The following is a 14,617-nucleotide window of genomic DNA, read 5'->3' as shown; positions in this document are numbered from 1 at the left end:
AATCCACGGTGATCAACACCGAAACCGTCACCCGAGGGCCGTTGACCAGCGCAAACGACGCGCCGACAGGACACCCGACTGGGGATTTTCAGAGAGCAGGACTGGCCCTAATCACAGAGCGCCATCATTCTCGCCGATGACCACCGTCAAGTGCTCACGTACCGGTATCCGGACCTCCCGGAAAGACCGGAAGTGTCGCGCTTCGATCCATGCCAAACGCACCGTGCCCCCTGAGCAACGAGCTCCGCTGACCCAGGACGCATTCAGGGTGTCCTAAGTCGATCAGTTGCCGGAAGGGTCGTGTGTGTCCCGTGCCCTGTTACAGGCGGTACGGAGGGTTCGCTCGATCGAGTGATCGGTGGAGCAACGATCCACACTCCGATGGTAGTGAGAGTGCTCTCGGTTGCCGTCCGGATCGGACTCTGAAGACTGAAGTCCCCTACCTGGCGGAGGACTTCAGTCGACTTCAAGCTGGCTTGTCTCCTGGCTGGCATTTTTCCGGAGTTAGAGGCGATCGATTCGAAGTGCTGAACTGTCATCGTGCAGGGGGTCGAAGGTTAATTGGATTTTGGTCGGTTTCGAGGCCGTTAAGGATGCCTCTTCTTGTCGGCCTCGAGGGATGTGTTGAAGGCATCGATAATTGAAGTTGAGATTCGCCCCCGGTCGCTCACCTCGTAGCCGTGATCGCGAGCCCATGAGCGGATGTCGTGTGTCGCCGTGTATTCGCCAGTTGCCTGCGGCTCTGATTTGGTGCTTTCGGTGGCCTGGCCGACTGCCACCTTGATGCGGCGTCCTCCGGTGCGTCGGGCGGCCGACACGAACGGGGCCAGTGCTGTGCGCAGGTTGTTGGCGTTCGCGGAGGAGAGGTCGATCTCGTACGTCACGCCGTCGAGTCCGAAGGGGATGGTCTGGTCGGCTCGGCTGCCGTCCGTGTCGTCGGATATCTCGATAGTGACCTTCTTGGCCATGTGCATCAACCTTCTTTCTGTTCCTGTTCGTTTGTGACGTCGACGAATAGTAGCGTCCTGAAATAATGGTAGTGCGCGGGGTGCACGTGTTGACGAGGTTCTTTGGATTTGTTTCGAGCATCTATTGACTGGTTGTTGGGTCGTCGGTTCGGATGACTGTGCGCTATGGCGAACACTTCCCTGTCGGCCTGTGGTGGATCAACGAGAAAGCAAAGGAGTGCGCGATGGAAACCGAACAGGGTAAGAGGCAGGACTGCGATGACGTGGTCGCTGCTGCGATCCGTGAGCTGGCGGCGGCGGTCCGGGCGATGGTGCCGGAGCCGCCGGCCGATCCGGACGCGCTGCTGACTGCCGAGGAGGCCGGGGAACTGCTTCAACTGTCGCCCAGGACGTTGAAGGCTCAAGCCGCTGCCGGGGTGCTGCCGCATCGCCGATTCGGGAAGCACTACCGGTTCACACGTGCCGATGTCACCGAGATCGTGCGGCTCAGCGCTGCCCAGGTGAAGCCGCCGCGCAGGCGGGTGTCCGTTGCGGACGTTGCCCAGGACTTCCGCGCCGCGTGATGCGGGCGGAGCAACAGAGAAGAGGAGTGAAGGATGGCCCACGGCCAGGAAGAGCCCAGTACGGGCGAGTGGCGTGCCCGGTACAAGCGTCCCGATGGGACGTGGGGGAGCAAGTCAGGGTTCCCGACCAAGGACGCGGCTGAGAACTGGGGGGTGGAACAGGAGGCGCTGATCCGGCGGAACCTGTGGCTGGACCCGCGTGACGGGGAGACTCGGTTTGACGACTTCGCCGAGGAGTGGTTGGACGCGGTGTCGCCGCGGTTGGAGCTGAACACGGTCGCGAAGTACCGCTCGTTCCTCGACAACCAGTTGCTGCCGCAGTGGCGGGCGTGGCCGCTGGTCGCGATCTTCAACGGGTACGTCGAGATCGAGCGGTGGCTTTCGGAGCTGCATGATGAGTTCGCTGAGTCGTCGGTGTCCTCGTACTTCGCGTTGTTCTCCACGATCCTGAACGGTGCCGTGCGTGCCCGGATGATCCCGGCGAACCCGTGCAACGGCGTTCGGGTGACTAATGGGGAGTTCGACACCGAGCGTCTGGTGGCCACGCCGGCTCAGGCGCTGCGGGCTGCGATGCGGCTTTACGAGCTGGGACTCGGTATGTCCGGGTTTGTGCTGTGCTTAATGGATGTCTACACGGGAGCCCGATGGGGTGAACTTGTCGGTCAGCAGCGGCATGAGTACGACTCCGAGCGTCGCGGGATCGAGATCCGGTCGCCGTTGAAGGAGGTTGGCGGGAAGGTCTACAAAGGAGGCCGGAAGGGTGATGATCATCACTCGGATGGCCGCCAGCGGCCGCCGACCCGCCGGGGGAACTCCCGGCCCAAGAAGGGCCGGACGAAAACCCCTGCGGGGACTCGGTTCGTGGCACTTCCGCCGGGCATCGCAGTGCTCTACGAGGAGCTGATGGACAGCCATCGGGATCCGTTCGTGCTGTCCACGCCGGAGGGGCATCCGTGGCGGCGGTCGAACTTCCGGATCCGGTTCTGGCGGCCGGCGTGGGACGGGATCGAGCTGGACGAGTCCGGGGCGGGGGAGCGGCGGCCGCCGATCCTGCCGACCTTCACGTTCCACGAAGGGCGGCACACGCACGCCACGTGGCTGACCGAAGACGGGATCCCGGAGGTCGCCCGCCGCGCGCGGCTGGGCCAGAAGATGAAGGGCATGGCCCGGGTCTATGACCACGTGACCCCGGCGATGGTGAACCAGATCCTGGACGTCCTGGAAGAACGGTGGCTGCGGTCGCTGGCGTCGCTGTATCCGGGGGAGCGGGCGAAGCTGGTGTCCTGGTTCCCGCACTTGCGGTCCGGGCGGGCCATATCGGCGCTGGGTGCCGTCGCCGGATTGTCGCCGACTGACGAGTAGAAGCCCTGCCCCTCCGGGGAGGGACAGGGCTTCTGACCTGCTGTTTCAGGTGGTGCGCGATACTGGGATTGAACCAGTGACCTCTTCCGTGTCAGGGAAGCGCTCTCCCGCTGAGCTAATCGCGCGAGGTGGAGACGGGATTCGAACCCGTGTACACGGCTTTGCAGGCCGTTGCCTCGCCTCTCGGCCACTCCACCGTGCCAGGCCTCGAGAGCCTACCGAGCGGATGACGGGATTCGAACCCGCGACCCTCACCTTGGCAAGGTGATGCGCTACCAGCTGCGCTACATCCGCACTCCGCAGCTCCCGGGGCCTTGAGGCTGTGTGCCTCACCCCGTCGCCGTGGTGTGGAAAAACCATATCGAACCCCGCGAACGGCTTTGACACCGGGGTGTCACTTGGCCGTTGCGGCGCCGTGATCAGGCCAGATCGTGCGGGATGAGGTGGGTCAGGGCGTCGTCGACGTCGACCCACAGGTGCTCGTTGCCCGGCAGCACCACGTCGTAGGTGCGGTCGAGGAAGTCGGCCAGTTCCTGGGCGGACGCCTCGAACATGGCGTGCCCGGACGGCGAGTTCAGCTCGATGAGCACCGATTCCGGGTCCTCGACCGACGGGCGGATGCGGACGTCGCCGTCGCCCGCGTCGGCCAGGAGGCCGTCCGCGAGGAGGTCGCGTGCGTAAACCCACTCGACCCAGCCGGCGCGGCCGGTGCGGAAGGCGGCGACGACCGCGTACGGGTCGCGTGTGTCGTAGCGCAGCTCCACCTTCACCGGAACCGCGGGCGTCCGCGGCGCCAGCAGGTCGAAGACCGCCGTCGAGCGGAGCGTCACGTGATCGTTGCGCATCGTCCTACCCCTCGTCTCCCTTCCCGGCCCGGCCTGGCCGAGGGCGTCACCATTGGGACGCACCGGGAGGCCGATTCCGTCGCGGGTAAGCCGCAGATCACCCGTCCGGGCGCATCGGCCCCTGTCTGTCGTCCGTGGTTCACCCGCGGCACGCAGTACGACGGACGCGCCCGCGAGGGTCCCACCTGTCCATACTGCGCGGTTTGATCGCCGCGTGGTAGCACCGTCGCACGGATGTCGAACGTCGTGTCGGGCGGCCTCCGGGCCTCACAACCCCGGTTAGCTCGGGGTTGTTCGTTCCGTACTCGCCGGTAAGCGGAGTGTGGTCGCTCAGGACCACCCGTTTGCAGGCGTTCTGAAGTCGTGCGCTACAGTTACCCCCCAACACCCCGAGCGGGCGATTAGCTCAGGGGGAGAGCGCTTCGTTCACACCGAAGAGGTCACTGGTTCGATCCCAGTATCGCCCACCCGAATCGCGGTAGAGCCCTGTTTGCGGACTGCGCAAACAGGGCTCTTCTCGTTGTGTCTTGTGGGGGCCGAGCCCCCACGCCCCCGCCGGGGGCAAGCCCCCGGACCCCCAGCGTGTGGTCACTTTTCGCGGGCGCTTTTAGCTGGCGCGATCACGGCGTTCATCCCCCGCGCGGGTAGGCGTGCGATCCGGAGTGAACTGTCGCCTCGAATCCGCCGTATGAGCTGTCAACAGAGCTTCGGACCCGGTTGCCACGGGTCCGGCGGAAGTTCTTTCGGAAACTGCCGTGTCGGTGGCTTTCTGTCGAACCTGGCCACGCTGGGAGGTGGTGGTGTGATCCTCGGCACGCGACGGCGGCGTGATCGCGCCGGGCCGTCCCGCCGTGACCGTGCGGTCACGGTGTGCAGCTGGTGGATCACCGGCTCGGCCGCGTTCGGACCGTGGTCCGCTCGCGCAGGGTGATCTGTGACGGAAACCGGCACGAGTGACGACTTGGCGGCGAACGTCACCACGTGATCACCCGGCGGACCGCCCGGGCCCGCCACGGCGCCGTTCGATCCATTGTGGACCGCCGGTCCCTCGCGATGTCCACAGTGGATTCCGCCGGCCGCTCGGCCGTTCGGGCGGGCAGCGTCCACCCGGGTGCGGGTATCGCATTTTTGGCTACATTGCGTAGTTTTCCTCGGGATACGCGCTATTACCCATCGTCATCATCTTGTTATCTTTCGGCCATTTTCTGGCGGGGAAGACGCACAGCATGTGGCTCGAAATCGTTGTAACGATGCTGAGAGAGTCGCCGATACCTTGCCTTGTGAAGCTTCCGCGGCCCCAGCGCGACCACCGAGTTTGCGATCACTCTCCGAAATCACTCTCGGTGACGCAGTGTGCCCGCGGTTACAACTCCGATTCCTGTTTCCGGGAGGTCTGATGGAAGAGTCGGTGCGGCCTTCGTACACGGTGGCCCAGCCACCGCCGCACATCGACCTTCAAGCCATCCCGCGACCCGCCAAGCGGGACGGGGCTCCGGCCGTAGATCCGGCCGGAACCCCGCCACCCAAGGCGCTACCGGCGGCCTGGGAGGCCAGATACAGAGCCTGGGTCATCGGCAGCGACGTCTTCGTGACGCTGCTGGTGATCGCGATCAGCGCGTTCGTCATCGACCGCGTGGCTCCGCACGACATGCACGCGTTCGGCACCATCCTCGCGATCTTCGTCTCCCTGCCGGTGAGCCGGGCGTGGAGCCCGCGCGTGCTCGGCGAGGGGGCGGAGGAGTACCGCACCCTGGGCCGGGGCTTCATCACGGCGGCCGTCCTCGTGGCGCTGGGCGGGCTGCTGTTCGGCGCGCTCGAGGTCCAGGTCTGGGTGTTCGTCGTCGTCCCGGCGATCGCGCTCGTCGCGTTCCCGCAGCGCTACCTGCTGCGCCAGGTGCTGCACCGCAAGCGCGCCAAGGGACTCTGCCTGCTGCCGGTGATGGCCGCGGGCAGCCCGGAGACCGTCGCGGACCTCATCGCCCGCACCCGCTCCGAGGTCCACGTCGGGTGGCGCGTCGAGGCGGCCTGCACGTTCACCGGGCACGGCGCCGACCGCGACAGCGGGGAGATCGACGGCGTCCCGGTGGTCGGGCGGCTGGAAGAGCTGTCCCGGCACGTGCGCCGCGGCGGCTACCGCGTCGTCGCGATCACCGCGGACCAGTACTGGAGCCCGAAGCGCCTGCAGCGCCTGGCCTGGGACATGGAGGGCACCGGCGCCGAGATGGTCGTGGCGCCCGTGCTGATGGAGGTGGCCGGGCCCCGGCTGAACGTCACCGGGGTGCTGGGGATGCCGCTGCTGCGGGTCACCGCGCCGATGTTCACCGGCGGGCGCCGCGTGGTGAAGGAGATCGTGGACCGCGCCGGCTCGGCGTTCCTGCTCACGATGATGTCCCCGCTGCTGCTCGCGATCGCGGTCGCGATCAAGCTGAACGACCGCGGCCCGGTGATCTACCGCCAGCACCGCGTCGGGCGTGACGGCGCTGTGTTCACCATGCTGAAGTTCCGGACGATGGTGACGAACGCCGACGAGATCCGCAAGAAGCTCCAGGCCGAGAACGAGGGTGCGGGCCCGTTGTTCAAGATGAAACGGGATCCGCGTATCACCCGTGTGGGTGGTTTGCTGCGCCGGTATTCACTCGACGAGCTGCCCCAGCTGTTCAACGTCGTCTCCGGGAAGATGTCGCTCGTCGGCCCGCGGCCGCCGTTGCCCGAGGAAACCGCGCAGTACGCGCCGGACGCGCGCCGCCGGCTGCTCGTGAAGCCGGGCCTGACCGGGCTCTGGCAGGTGAGCGGGCGCTCCGACCTCACCTGGGCCGAGAGCATCCGGCTCGACCTGCGTTACGTCGAGGACTGGTCCCTCGCGCTGGACCTGGTGATCCTCTGGAAGACGTTCCGCGCGGTGATGGGCGGTCAGGGCGCCTACTGACCCGTCCGGTTTCCACCGCGCTTTCCGCGCCACGGCCGTCGATCCCCGCCGCGGGGGATCGACGGCCGTGCTCGTTCCCGGGCCCGGGTGATCCACTTCACGCACCAAAGTGGTTGAGAGTGAAATAGTTCAACGCTCAATCAGGTTGCACGGGGTACCGAACCACGGAAGGAACGCGCCCCATGACCACCTTTGCCGAGCGGACCGAGGCCCTCCAGCTGCCCGAGGACGTCCAGAACCTGCTGTTCCGCGACGCGCGCACCGCCAACAGTTTCAGCTCCGAGCCGGTGACCGAGGAGCAGGTCCGCGCGATCTACGACCTCGTCAAGTGGGCCCCGACGTCGATGAACACCCAGCCGCTGCGCGCGCTGGTGCTCCGGACCGCCGAGGCGAAGGCCCGCCTGCTCCCGCACATGTCCCCGGGCAACCAGGCCAAGACCGAGGCCGCGCCGCTGACCGTCGTGCTTGCTGCCGACGTCGACTTCCACGAGAACCTCCCGCAGGTCTTCCCGCACGCCCCGCAGGCGAAGGACAACTTCTCGGACGAAGAGGGCCGCGTCGAGTTCGCCAAGCTGAACTCGCTGCTGCAGGTCGGCTACTTCATCATCGGCGTCCGCGCCGCCGGGCTCGCCGCCGGCCCGATGACCGGGTTCGACGCCGCCGGTGTCGACAAGGAGTTCCTCGACGGCAAGCAGTGGCGTTCGCTGGTCGTGGTCAACGTCGGCAAGCCGGGGGAGAACCCGTGGTTCGACCGTCTGCCGCGGCTGGACTTCGACCAGGTCGTCGAGACCCTCTGAACTGACTACCCCGATCGGGCGGGCCGTCTCCGGCGCGGAGGCGGCCCGTCCGGCATTCGTGGACGCCTGTGAGGCGCGAACCGGCCGCCGACTAGCATCGTCGGAGTCGTCTTTGTCACTCCAGTTCGAGGAGCCGATCGTGTCGCAGCCGTCCCCCGTTTCCCCCGTGGCCGCCTCCCGCGTGGTGGTACCGGCGGGCACTACGGCGGGCGCGGCGGTCCGCGAAGCCGGTCTGCCGACCAAGGGCGCGGACACGGTCGTCGTCGTGCGCGACGCCGAGGGCAAGCTGCGCGACCTCGCCTGGGCCCCGGAAGCCGACGCCGAGGTCGAGCCGGTCGCCGCGAACACCGAGGACGGCCGCAGCGTCATCCGCCATTCGGCGGCGCACGTGCTCGCCCAGGCCGTGCAGCAGCAGTTCCCGCAGGCCAAGCTCGGTATCGGCCCGCCGGTGAAGGACGGTTTCTACTACGACTTCGCCGTCGACACCCCGTTCACCCCGGAAGACCTGCAGGCGCTCGAAAAGCGCATGAAGCAGATCGTGAAGGGCGCCCAGCAGTTCTCGCGGCGCGTTTTCGACTCCGTGGACGAGGCGAAGAAGGAACTGGCGGACGAGCCGTTCAAGCTCGAGCTGGTCGACCTCAAGTCCGAAGTGGACGCAGTGGACACTTCCGAGGTGATGGAGGTGGACAGTAGTGCTTCCGGCGAGCTCACCATCTACGACAACCTCGACCCGCGTACCAAGGAACGTGTCTGGAGTGACCTCTGCCGTGGTCCGCACGTGCCGACCACCAAGTTCATCCCCGCGTTCAAGCTGACCCGCGTCGCCGCCGCGTACTGGCGGGGGAGCGAGAAGAACCCGCAGCTGCAGCGGATCTACGGCACGGCGTGGGAGTCGGCCGAGGCGCAGGACGCCTACCTGGAGCGCATCGCCGAGGCCGAGCGCCGCGACCACCGCAAGCTCGGCGCCGAGCTGGACCTGTTCTCCTTCCCCGAGGAGATCGGCTCCGGCCTGCCGGTGTTCCACCCCAAGGGCGGCATCATCCGCCGGGAGCTGGAGAACTACTCGCGCCGCCGCCACGAGGAGGCCGGCTACGAGTTCGTGAACACCCCGCACATCAGCAAGGGCGAGCTGTTCCACACCTCCGGCCACCTGCCCTACTACGCGGACACCATGTTCCCGCCGGTGCAGTTCGACGAGGAGAACTACTACCTCAAGGCCATGAACTGCCCGATGCACAACCTGATCTTCCGCTCGCGCGGGCGGTCCTACCGCGAGCTGCCGCTGCGGCTGTTCGAGTTCGGCACGGTGTACCGCTACGAGAAGTCGGGCGTGGTGCACGGCCTGACCCGCGTGCGCGGCCTGACGATGGACGACTCGCACATCTACTGCACCAAGGAGCAGATGCCGGGCGAGCTCCGGTCGCTGCTGAAGTTCGTGCTGGACCTGCTGGCCGACTACGGCCTCTCCGACTTCTACCTCGAGCTGTCGACCCGCGGCGACTCGGCGAAGTTCATCGGCGAGGACTGGGAGTGGGAGGAGGCCACCGAGACGCTGCGGCAGGCCGCCGTCGACTCCGGCCTCGAGCTGGTCCCGGACCCGGGCGGCGCGGCCTTCTACGGCCCGAAGATCTCGGTGCAGGCCAAGGACGCCATCGGGCGCACCTGGCAGATGTCGACCATCCAGCTGGACTTCAACCAGAACAAGCGCTTCGAGCTGGAGTACACGGCGCCGGACGGCACCCGGCAGACGCCGGTGATGATCCACCGCGCGCTGTTCGGCTCGATCGAGCGGTTCTTCGGCGTGCTGACCGAGCACTACGCGGGCGCGTTCCCGGCGTGGCTGGCGCCGGTGCAGGTGGTCGGCATCCCGATCACCGCCGACCAGGTCGGCTTCCTGCGGGACGTCGAGAAGGCGTTGCGCGCCAAGGGGATCCGCGCCGAGGTCGACGCGAGCGACGACCGGATGCAGAAGAAGATCCGCACGCACACCACGCAGAAGGTGCCCTTCATGCTGCTGGCCGGCGCGAAGGACGTCGAGGCGGGCGCGGTGTCGTTCCGCTTCCGCGACGGCGGGCAGATCAACGGGGTGCCGGTGGCCGACGCCGTCGCCGCCATCGCCGGCTGGATCGAGGGCCGCGAGAACGCGTCGCCCTCGGCCGACGCGCTGGCGACGGTCGTCCGGTGAGCGACGGTCCCGAAGCCGGTCCCGACCTCGTCGAGCAGCAGGGCGTCGGGGTCCAGGACACGTTCCACCGCCTCTGGACCCCGCACCGGATGGCCTACATCAAGGGCCACGACAAGCCGGACGGCGACGAGGAGCCCGGCTGCCCGTTCTGCCGGATCCCGTCGATGGACGACAAGACCGGCTTGATCGTCGCCCGCGGCGAGGTCGTGTACGCGGTGCTGAACCTCTACCCGTACAACCCGGGTCACCTGATGGTGGTGCCCTACCGGCACGTCGCGGACTACACCGACCTGACGCCGGAGGAGACGCGCGAGGTCGCGGAGTACACCCAGCACGCGATGAAGGTGATCCGCGAGGTGTCGGGCGCGCACGGGTTCAACATCGGGCTGAACCAGGGCGTCATCGCGGGCGCCGGGATCGCCGCGCACCTGCACCAGCACCTGGTGCCGCGCTGGGGCGGCGACGCGAACTTCATGCCGGTGATCGGCCAGACGAAGGTGCTCCCGCAGCTGCTGGGCGAGACGCGCGACCTGCTGGCCGACGCCTGGTGAATACGTAACCGGCAACCCCTGGTTGAGGGTTCAACCAGGGGTATGCTGGGGGTATGTCCGATACTCGATGGCTCAGTGACGACGAGCAGCGCGTCTGGCGTGAATTCAACCTGGCCACGCGCATGCTCAGCGCGCACCTCGAGGCTCAGCTCCAGCACGACTCGGGCATGCCCCACACCTACTACGAGGTGCTCGTCTCGCTGTCGGAGGCGCCCGACCGCCGGCTGCGGATGAGTGAGCTCGCCGACGCGCGCCAGGCGTCGCGCAGCCGGCTCTCGCACGCCGTCGCGCGCCTGGAGGCCAACGGCTGGGTCCGCCGCGAGGCCTGCCCGACCGACAAGCGCGGCGCATGGGCCGTCCTGACGAAGGAAGGCTTCGCCGCCCTCGAAGCGGCGGCCCCCGGGCACGTCGAGGCCGTCCGCGAGAGCCTGTTCGACCCGCTGACGCCGGAGCAGGTCGTCGCGCTCGGCGAGATCAGCGCCGCGATCCGCAACCAGCTGTCGCCGAAATGCGCCGCGGCGCAGGCGCTAGAGGACGCTGCCGCCTACCCGGGCGAGGTCGTCCGGCTGCCGAAATCGGGCTGACCCGGGGCGGCGCGTCGGGTTCACCGGGGCGGGTCGATAGGCTGCCATCGCCCACCCGACCCTCGTAGCCAGGTGCCTCAGACGAACCGATGCTCAATATCTTCGCGCGTGCCTCCGTTTCCCGCGTCACCGATCCGATCGGCCAGGCGCTGGTCCGCGCCGGGCTGACCCCGAACGCGATGACCGTGCTCGGCACCGCCGGCGCGATCGCCTGTGCCCTGGTCTTCTTCCCGAACGGCTTCCTGCTGTGGGGCACCTTCACGGTGTGGGGCTTCGCCATGCTCGACCTGCTCGACGGCGCCATGGCCCGGGCCCGCGGCTACGGCACCCCGTTCGGCGCGGTGCTCGACGCCACCTGCGACAGGCTGGTCGACGGCGCGCTGTTCGCCGCCATCGCCTGGTGGTGCTTCGTGGTCGACGACAACCACCCCGCCGCCGCGGCGGCCCTGCTGTGCCTGGTCCTCGCCCAGGTCATCTCCTACGTCAAGGCCCGCGCCGACGCGTCCGGCCTGCCGGTCGACGGCGGTCTCGTCGAACGCGCCGAGCGGCTCATCATCGCGCTGGTTGGCACCGGGCTGCACGGCCTCGGCGTGCCGTGGACCGTGGACATCTCGCTCTGGCTGCTGGCCGTGCTGTCGGTCATCACGCTGCTGCAGCGCTTCGCCGGCGTGGCGAAGGCGGCCCGTGAGGCCGCCGCCGGGGAGCAGCCGGTATGAGCAAGGTGTCCGGCAGGCTCAGCGAGTTCGGGTACGCCGCCGCGTGGCGGCTGGCCGGCTGGCTGCCCGCCGGGTTCGGCGGCACCGTGTTCTCGCTGGGGGCGGACCTCGCCGTCCGGCGCGACGCCGGGGGCGTGCGGCAGCTGCGCACGAACCTCGCCCGCGTGGTGCCGCAGGCCGACCCGGCCGAGCTGGACGAGCTGACCCGGCGCGCGATGCGCTCGTACGCCCGCTACTGGCACGAGACGTTCCGGCTGCCGTCGATGGACCAGAAACAGGTCAGCGGCAAGGTCGCGGCCTCGATCACCGGCGTCGAGAACCTCGACGCGGCCCTCGCCGAGGGCAACGGCGCCGTGATGGCGCTGCCGCACAGCGGCAACTGGGACATCGCCGGCGTCTGGCTGGCCGACTACCTCGGCGGGTTCACGACCGTCGCCGAGCGCCTGAAGCCCGAGTCGCTCTACCGCCGGTTCGCCTCCTACCGCGAGTCGCTCGGGTTCGAGATCGTCCCGCTGACCGGCGACAGCTCCGCGATGCGCGTGCTGCTCAAGCGGCTGCGCGAGAACAAGGCCGTCTGCCTGGTGGGCGACCGCGACCTGACCGACAACGGCATCCCCGTGAAGTTCTTCGGCGAGCCGGCCCGGATGCCCGGCGGCCCGGCGCGGCTGGCCGCGACGACCGGCGCCGCGTTGATCCCGGCGGGCTGCTGGTTCACCGAGGACGGCTGGCAGGTCCGGCTGCACCCGCGCATCCGCGTCACCGCGCGGGCCGAGGTCCCGGCCGCGACGCAGGCGCTGGCCGACATCTTCGCCGGCGACATCGCCGCGCACCCCGCCGACTGGCACATGGTGCAGAAGTTCTGGCCCGCGGACATGGAGGCCGCCGAGCCGGGCAGCCTCGAAGAAGCGAGCTGAGCCGTGACCGCGCGACCGATGCGGATCGGGATCGTGTGCCCGTACTCCTTCGACGTGCCCGGCGGCGTCCAGGGGCACGTGATCGACCTGACGAAGGCGCTGATCTCCCGTGGGCACCAGGTGTCCGTGCTGGCTCCCGCCGACGACGACGCGGACCTGCCCGGGTTCGTGCACCCGGCCGGCAAGGCCCTCGGGATCCGCTACAACGGCTCGGTCGCCCGGCTGCAGTTCGGCCCGGTGTCCTACGCCCGCGTGCGGCGCTGGATCCGCGAAGGCGACTTCGACGTTCTGCACCTGCACGAGCCCGCCGCGCCGAGCCTGTCCCTGCTGGCGCTGCTCATCGCCGACGGCCCGATCGTCGCCACCTTCCACACCGCGACGACCCGGTCGCGCACGCTCTCGGCATTCCAGCCCGTGCTGCGGCCGCTGCTGGAGAAGATCACCGCGCGGATCGCCGTGTCCGCACTGGCCCGCCGGGTCCAGGTGGAGCACGCGGGTGGTGACGCCGTCGAGGTCCCCAACGGCGTCGACGTCGAGTTCTTCTCCGCCGCGACGCCGTTGCCGGGCTACCCGCGGGCCGGCGGCACGGTCGGGTTCGTCGGCCGGTTCGGCGAGCCCCGCAAGGGCATGGGCGTGCTGCTGGAGGCGCTGCGGCGGATCCTGCCGGAGTTCGAGGACCTGCGGCTGGTGGTCGTCGGCCGCGGGGACTCCGACCAGCTGCGCCGCGACGCCGGTCCCGAGCTGGCGCCGCACCTGGAGCTGCTCGGCCAGGCCACCGACGCGGTCAAGGCCCAGGCCCTGCGCAGCGTCGACGTCTACTGCGCGCCCAACACCGGCGGCGAGAGCTTCGGGATGATCCTCACCGAGGCGATGGCCGCGGGCACGCCGGTGCTGGCGAGCGGCCTCGACTCGTTCCGCCGCGTGCTCGACGACGGCCGCGCCGGGATGCTCGTCGAGACCGGCGACCCGGGCGCGCTGGCCGACGGGCTGCGCGAGCTGCTCGGCGACCCCGCGCGCCGCGCGTCGCTGGCCGCGGCGGCGGGGGAGCGCGTCACCATGTTCGACTGGTCCGTGGTGGCCACGCAGGTGCTGCGGGTCTACGAGACGGCCGTCGCCGCCGACCCGCGGCGCGTCGCGGCACCGGAGCGGGAGTTCGCCCGGTGAGCGTGCTCGGCTGGCTGCTGCCGGTGCTCGCGGTGATCGTCGTGCTCGGCGGGCTGTTCCTGGTGGCGACGGCGAACCGGCTCGACCGCCTGCACGTCCGGATGGACGCGGGCTGGGCGGCCCTCGACGCGGCGCTGGCCCGCCGCGCGGTGGTCGCCCGGGCGGTCGCCGTGGTGCTGGGTGACGCGGAGCTGCGGACGTCGGCCGAACGCGCCGAAGCGGCGCCCCGGCCCGATCGCGAGACCGAGGAGAACGAGCTGACCCGGGAGCTGAGCCGCGTCGACCGGGCGGGCCTGCTGCCCGAGCTGGCCGAGGAGCTGACCGACGCCGAGCACCGGGTGATCATCGCGCGGCGCGTCCACAACGACGCCGTCCGCGACACCCTGCGGCTGCGGCGCCGCCGGAAGGTCCGCTACTTCCGGCTGGCCGGGACCGCGCCCGTGCCGGAGTACTTCGAGTTCGCCGAGCCGGAGGTCTGACGCCGTGAGCTGGTGGGTCGTCGTCGAGGAGCAGCGCGGCACCGGTGAGGGCCGGAGCTGGTCGCTGTCGGAGACCTTCCCGTGCGCCGACCGGGAGACCGCGGAGGCCGAAGCGCTGCGGCTCGCCCGCGAGTACCAGCCCGCCTACCCGTGGTCGCCGAAGTCGCGGCGGGTGCTGCGGGTCGCGGGCGGCTACCTGGTGATCGTCGACGGCCGCACCTCGACGTTCCACTTCCGGCTGACGGTGGGCGAAGAGATCTGAAACGGATCGGCGCCCGCCCGCGTCGAAGGGGCATGAGTTCGATCTGGTGGGTGGTCGTCGAGGAGCAGGGCGGCGCCGGGGACGCCCGGGGCTGGTCGGTCGCGGAAGCGGAGCGCTACCCCGACCGCGAGAGCGCGGAGGACGAGGCGTACCTGCTGGCCAAGCAGCACCGGCCGGCGCGTCCGTGGTCGCCGCAGGGCCGGACGGTGCTGCGCGTGGCCGGCGGGTACCTGGTGCTCGTCAAGGGCAAGACGGACACGTACCAGTTCCGGGTCTCGCTGGGCGAGGAAGTGCGCTGAGC

15 protein-coding genes and 4 tRNA genes are annotated in these 14,617 nt (G+C 69.2%); 14 read left to right on the top strand and 5 right to left on the bottom strand.

Annotation, left to right across the window (positions count from 1 at the left end; translation table 11 throughout):
- Positions 1 to 587: 587 nt before the first annotated feature.
- Positions 588 to 968, bottom strand: coding sequence for a histone-like nucleoid-structuring protein Lsr2 (locus ACLJQZ_RS46220; protein WP_410627848.1), 381 nt, complete (start codon positions 966 to 968; stop codon positions 588 to 590).
- A gap of 152 nt (positions 969 to 1,120) precedes the next feature.
- Here ACLJQZ_RS46220 and ACLJQZ_RS46215 point away from each other — a divergent pair, with 152 nt between their 5' ends.
- Both ACLJQZ_RS46215 and ACLJQZ_RS46210 read left to right on the top strand, forming a co-directional pair.
- Positions 1,121 to 1,531 carry a helix-turn-helix domain-containing protein gene (locus ACLJQZ_RS46215; RefSeq protein ID WP_410627846.1) on the top strand — a complete coding sequence of 137 codons (411 nt, stop codon included), beginning with the start codon at positions 1,121 to 1,123 and terminating at the stop codon, positions 1,529 to 1,531.
- Positions 1,532 to 1,684: 153 nt separating this feature from the next.
- Complete coding sequence (locus ACLJQZ_RS46210; protein WP_410627856.1) at positions 1,685 to 2,893, top strand: tyrosine-type recombinase/integrase; 1,209 nt, start codon at positions 1,685 to 1,687, stop codon at positions 2,891 to 2,893.
- Between the two features lie 50 nt (positions 2,894 to 2,943).
- Here ACLJQZ_RS46210 and ACLJQZ_RS46205 read toward each other — a convergent pair.
- From ACLJQZ_RS46205 to ACLJQZ_RS46190, 4 genes are all read right to left on the bottom strand, one after another.
- Positions 2,944 to 3,018, bottom strand: a tRNA-Val gene (locus ACLJQZ_RS46205).
- A 1-nt stretch (position 3,019) separates the two neighbouring features.
- Positions 3,020 to 3,090: transfer RNA gene (locus ACLJQZ_RS46200), tRNA-Cys, on the bottom strand.
- A gap of 24 nt (positions 3,091 to 3,114) precedes the next feature.
- Positions 3,115 to 3,187 (bottom strand) — tRNA-Gly (locus ACLJQZ_RS46195).
- A 125-nt stretch (positions 3,188 to 3,312) separates the two neighbouring features.
- The gene (locus ACLJQZ_RS46190) at positions 3,313 to 3,738 is read right to left on the bottom strand and encodes an SsgA family sporulation/cell division regulator (protein WP_033293569.1); all 426 of its coding nucleotides are present in this window, start codon (positions 3,736 to 3,738) and stop codon (positions 3,313 to 3,315) included.
- A 395-nt stretch (positions 3,739 to 4,133) separates the two neighbouring features.
- Between ACLJQZ_RS46190 and ACLJQZ_RS46185 the strand changes: the two genes are divergently transcribed.
- From ACLJQZ_RS46185 to ACLJQZ_RS46130, 12 genes are all read left to right on the top strand, one after another.
- A tRNA-Val gene (locus tag ACLJQZ_RS46185) sits at positions 4,134 to 4,205 on the top strand.
- 929 nt (positions 4,206 to 5,134) lie between these two features.
- Positions 5,135 to 6,664: a sugar transferase gene (locus ACLJQZ_RS46180; protein WP_326950053.1), complete on the top strand. Its 1,530-nt coding sequence runs from the start codon at positions 5,135 to 5,137 to the stop codon at positions 6,662 to 6,664.
- A gap of 182 nt (positions 6,665 to 6,846) precedes the next feature.
- The gene (locus ACLJQZ_RS46175) at positions 6,847 to 7,461 is read left to right on the top strand and encodes a malonic semialdehyde reductase (RefSeq protein WP_410627844.1); all 615 of its coding nucleotides are present in this window, start codon (positions 6,847 to 6,849) and stop codon (positions 7,459 to 7,461) included.
- Positions 7,462 to 7,600: 139 nt separating this feature from the next.
- The gene (gene thrS, locus ACLJQZ_RS46170) at positions 7,601 to 9,646 is read left to right on the top strand and encodes a threonine--tRNA ligase (RefSeq protein ID WP_410627842.1); all 2,046 of its coding nucleotides are present in this window, start codon (positions 7,601 to 7,603) and stop codon (positions 9,644 to 9,646) included.
- On the top strand, positions 9,643 to 10,197 hold the full coding sequence (locus ACLJQZ_RS46165) for an HIT family protein (RefSeq protein WP_410627840.1): 555 nt from the start codon (positions 9,643 to 9,645) through the stop codon (positions 10,195 to 10,197). Before thrS ends, ACLJQZ_RS46165 begins: the two co-directional genes overlap by 4 nt.
- Before the next feature lie 53 nt (positions 10,198 to 10,250).
- The gene (locus ACLJQZ_RS46160; protein WP_410627839.1) at positions 10,251 to 10,781 is read left to right on the top strand and encodes a MarR family winged helix-turn-helix transcriptional regulator; all 531 of its coding nucleotides are present in this window, start codon (positions 10,251 to 10,253) and stop codon (positions 10,779 to 10,781) included.
- A gap of 89 nt (positions 10,782 to 10,870) precedes the next feature.
- Entirely contained in the window at positions 10,871 to 11,497 is a 627-nt protein-coding gene (gene pgsA, locus ACLJQZ_RS46155; protein ID WP_247052279.1) for a phosphatidylinositol phosphate synthase, read from the top strand.
- Positions 11,494 to 12,411: a phosphatidylinositol mannoside acyltransferase gene (locus ACLJQZ_RS46150; RefSeq protein ID WP_326950049.1), complete on the top strand. Its 918-nt coding sequence runs from the start codon at positions 11,494 to 11,496 to the stop codon at positions 12,409 to 12,411. The genes pgsA and ACLJQZ_RS46150 overlap by 4 nt, the downstream gene beginning before the upstream one ends.
- An 18-nt stretch (positions 12,412 to 12,429) precedes the next feature.
- Positions 12,430 to 13,575, top strand: a complete 1,146-nt coding sequence (locus ACLJQZ_RS46145) for a glycosyltransferase family 4 protein (RefSeq protein ID WP_410627854.1) — start codon at positions 12,430 to 12,432, stop codon at positions 13,573 to 13,575.
- Positions 13,572 to 14,054, top strand: a complete 483-nt coding sequence (locus tag ACLJQZ_RS46140) for an NUDIX hydrolase (protein WP_247052277.1) — start codon at positions 13,572 to 13,574, stop codon at positions 14,052 to 14,054. Before ACLJQZ_RS46145 ends, ACLJQZ_RS46140 begins: the two co-directional genes overlap by 4 nt.
- Positions 14,055 to 14,058: 4 nt before the next feature.
- Positions 14,059 to 14,316 (top strand): hypothetical protein, encoded by a 258-nt coding sequence (locus tag ACLJQZ_RS46135; RefSeq protein ID WP_410627837.1) that lies wholly within the window; start codon positions 14,059 to 14,061, stop codon positions 14,314 to 14,316.
- A 32-nt stretch (positions 14,317 to 14,348) separates the two neighbouring features.
- Positions 14,349 to 14,615: a hypothetical protein gene (locus tag ACLJQZ_RS46130; protein ID WP_326950047.1), complete on the top strand. Its 267-nt coding sequence runs from the start codon at positions 14,349 to 14,351 to the stop codon at positions 14,613 to 14,615.
- Positions 14,616 to 14,617: the final 2 nt, after the last annotated feature.

Origin of the sequence: Amycolatopsis sp. cmx-8-4, from assembly GCF_046548675.1 — a bacterium.
GTDB lineage: Bacteria > Actinomycetota > Actinomycetes > Mycobacteriales > Pseudonocardiaceae > Amycolatopsis.
The sequence above is the reverse complement of the archived record's forward strand: the minus strand, read 5'-3'. Positions and strand labels throughout refer to the sequence as shown.

Coding starts and splice junctions, on each gene's coding strand:
- ACLJQZ_RS46150 (WP_326950049.1), top strand. CDS start 11,494: ATGAGCAAGGTGTCCGGCAGGCTCAGCGAGTTCGGGTACGCCGCCGCG.
- ACLJQZ_RS46180 (WP_326950053.1), top strand. CDS start 5,135: ATGGAAGAGTCGGTGCGGCCTTCGTACACGGTGGCCCAGCCACCGCCG.
- ACLJQZ_RS46175 (WP_410627844.1), top strand. CDS start 6,847: ATGACCACCTTTGCCGAGCGGACCGAGGCCCTCCAGCTGCCCGAGGAC.
- ACLJQZ_RS46145 (WP_410627854.1), top strand. CDS start 12,430: ATGCGGATCGGGATCGTGTGCCCGTACTCCTTCGACGTGCCCGGCGGC.
- ACLJQZ_RS46190 (WP_033293569.1), bottom strand. CDS start 3,738: ATGCGCAACGATCACGTGACGCTCCGCTCGACGGCGGTCTTCGACCTG.
- ACLJQZ_RS46220 (WP_410627848.1), bottom strand. CDS start 968: ATGGCCAAGAAGGTCACTATCGAGATATCCGACGACACGGACGGCAGC.
- ACLJQZ_RS46130 (WP_326950047.1), top strand. CDS start 14,349: ATGAGTTCGATCTGGTGGGTGGTCGTCGAGGAGCAGGGCGGCGCCGGG.
- ACLJQZ_RS46215 (WP_410627846.1), top strand. CDS start 1,121: ATGACTGTGCGCTATGGCGAACACTTCCCTGTCGGCCTGTGGTGGATC.
- pgsA (WP_247052279.1), top strand. CDS start 10,871: ATGCTCAATATCTTCGCGCGTGCCTCCGTTTCCCGCGTCACCGATCCG.
- ACLJQZ_RS46160 (WP_410627839.1), top strand. CDS start 10,251: ATGTCCGATACTCGATGGCTCAGTGACGACGAGCAGCGCGTCTGGCGT.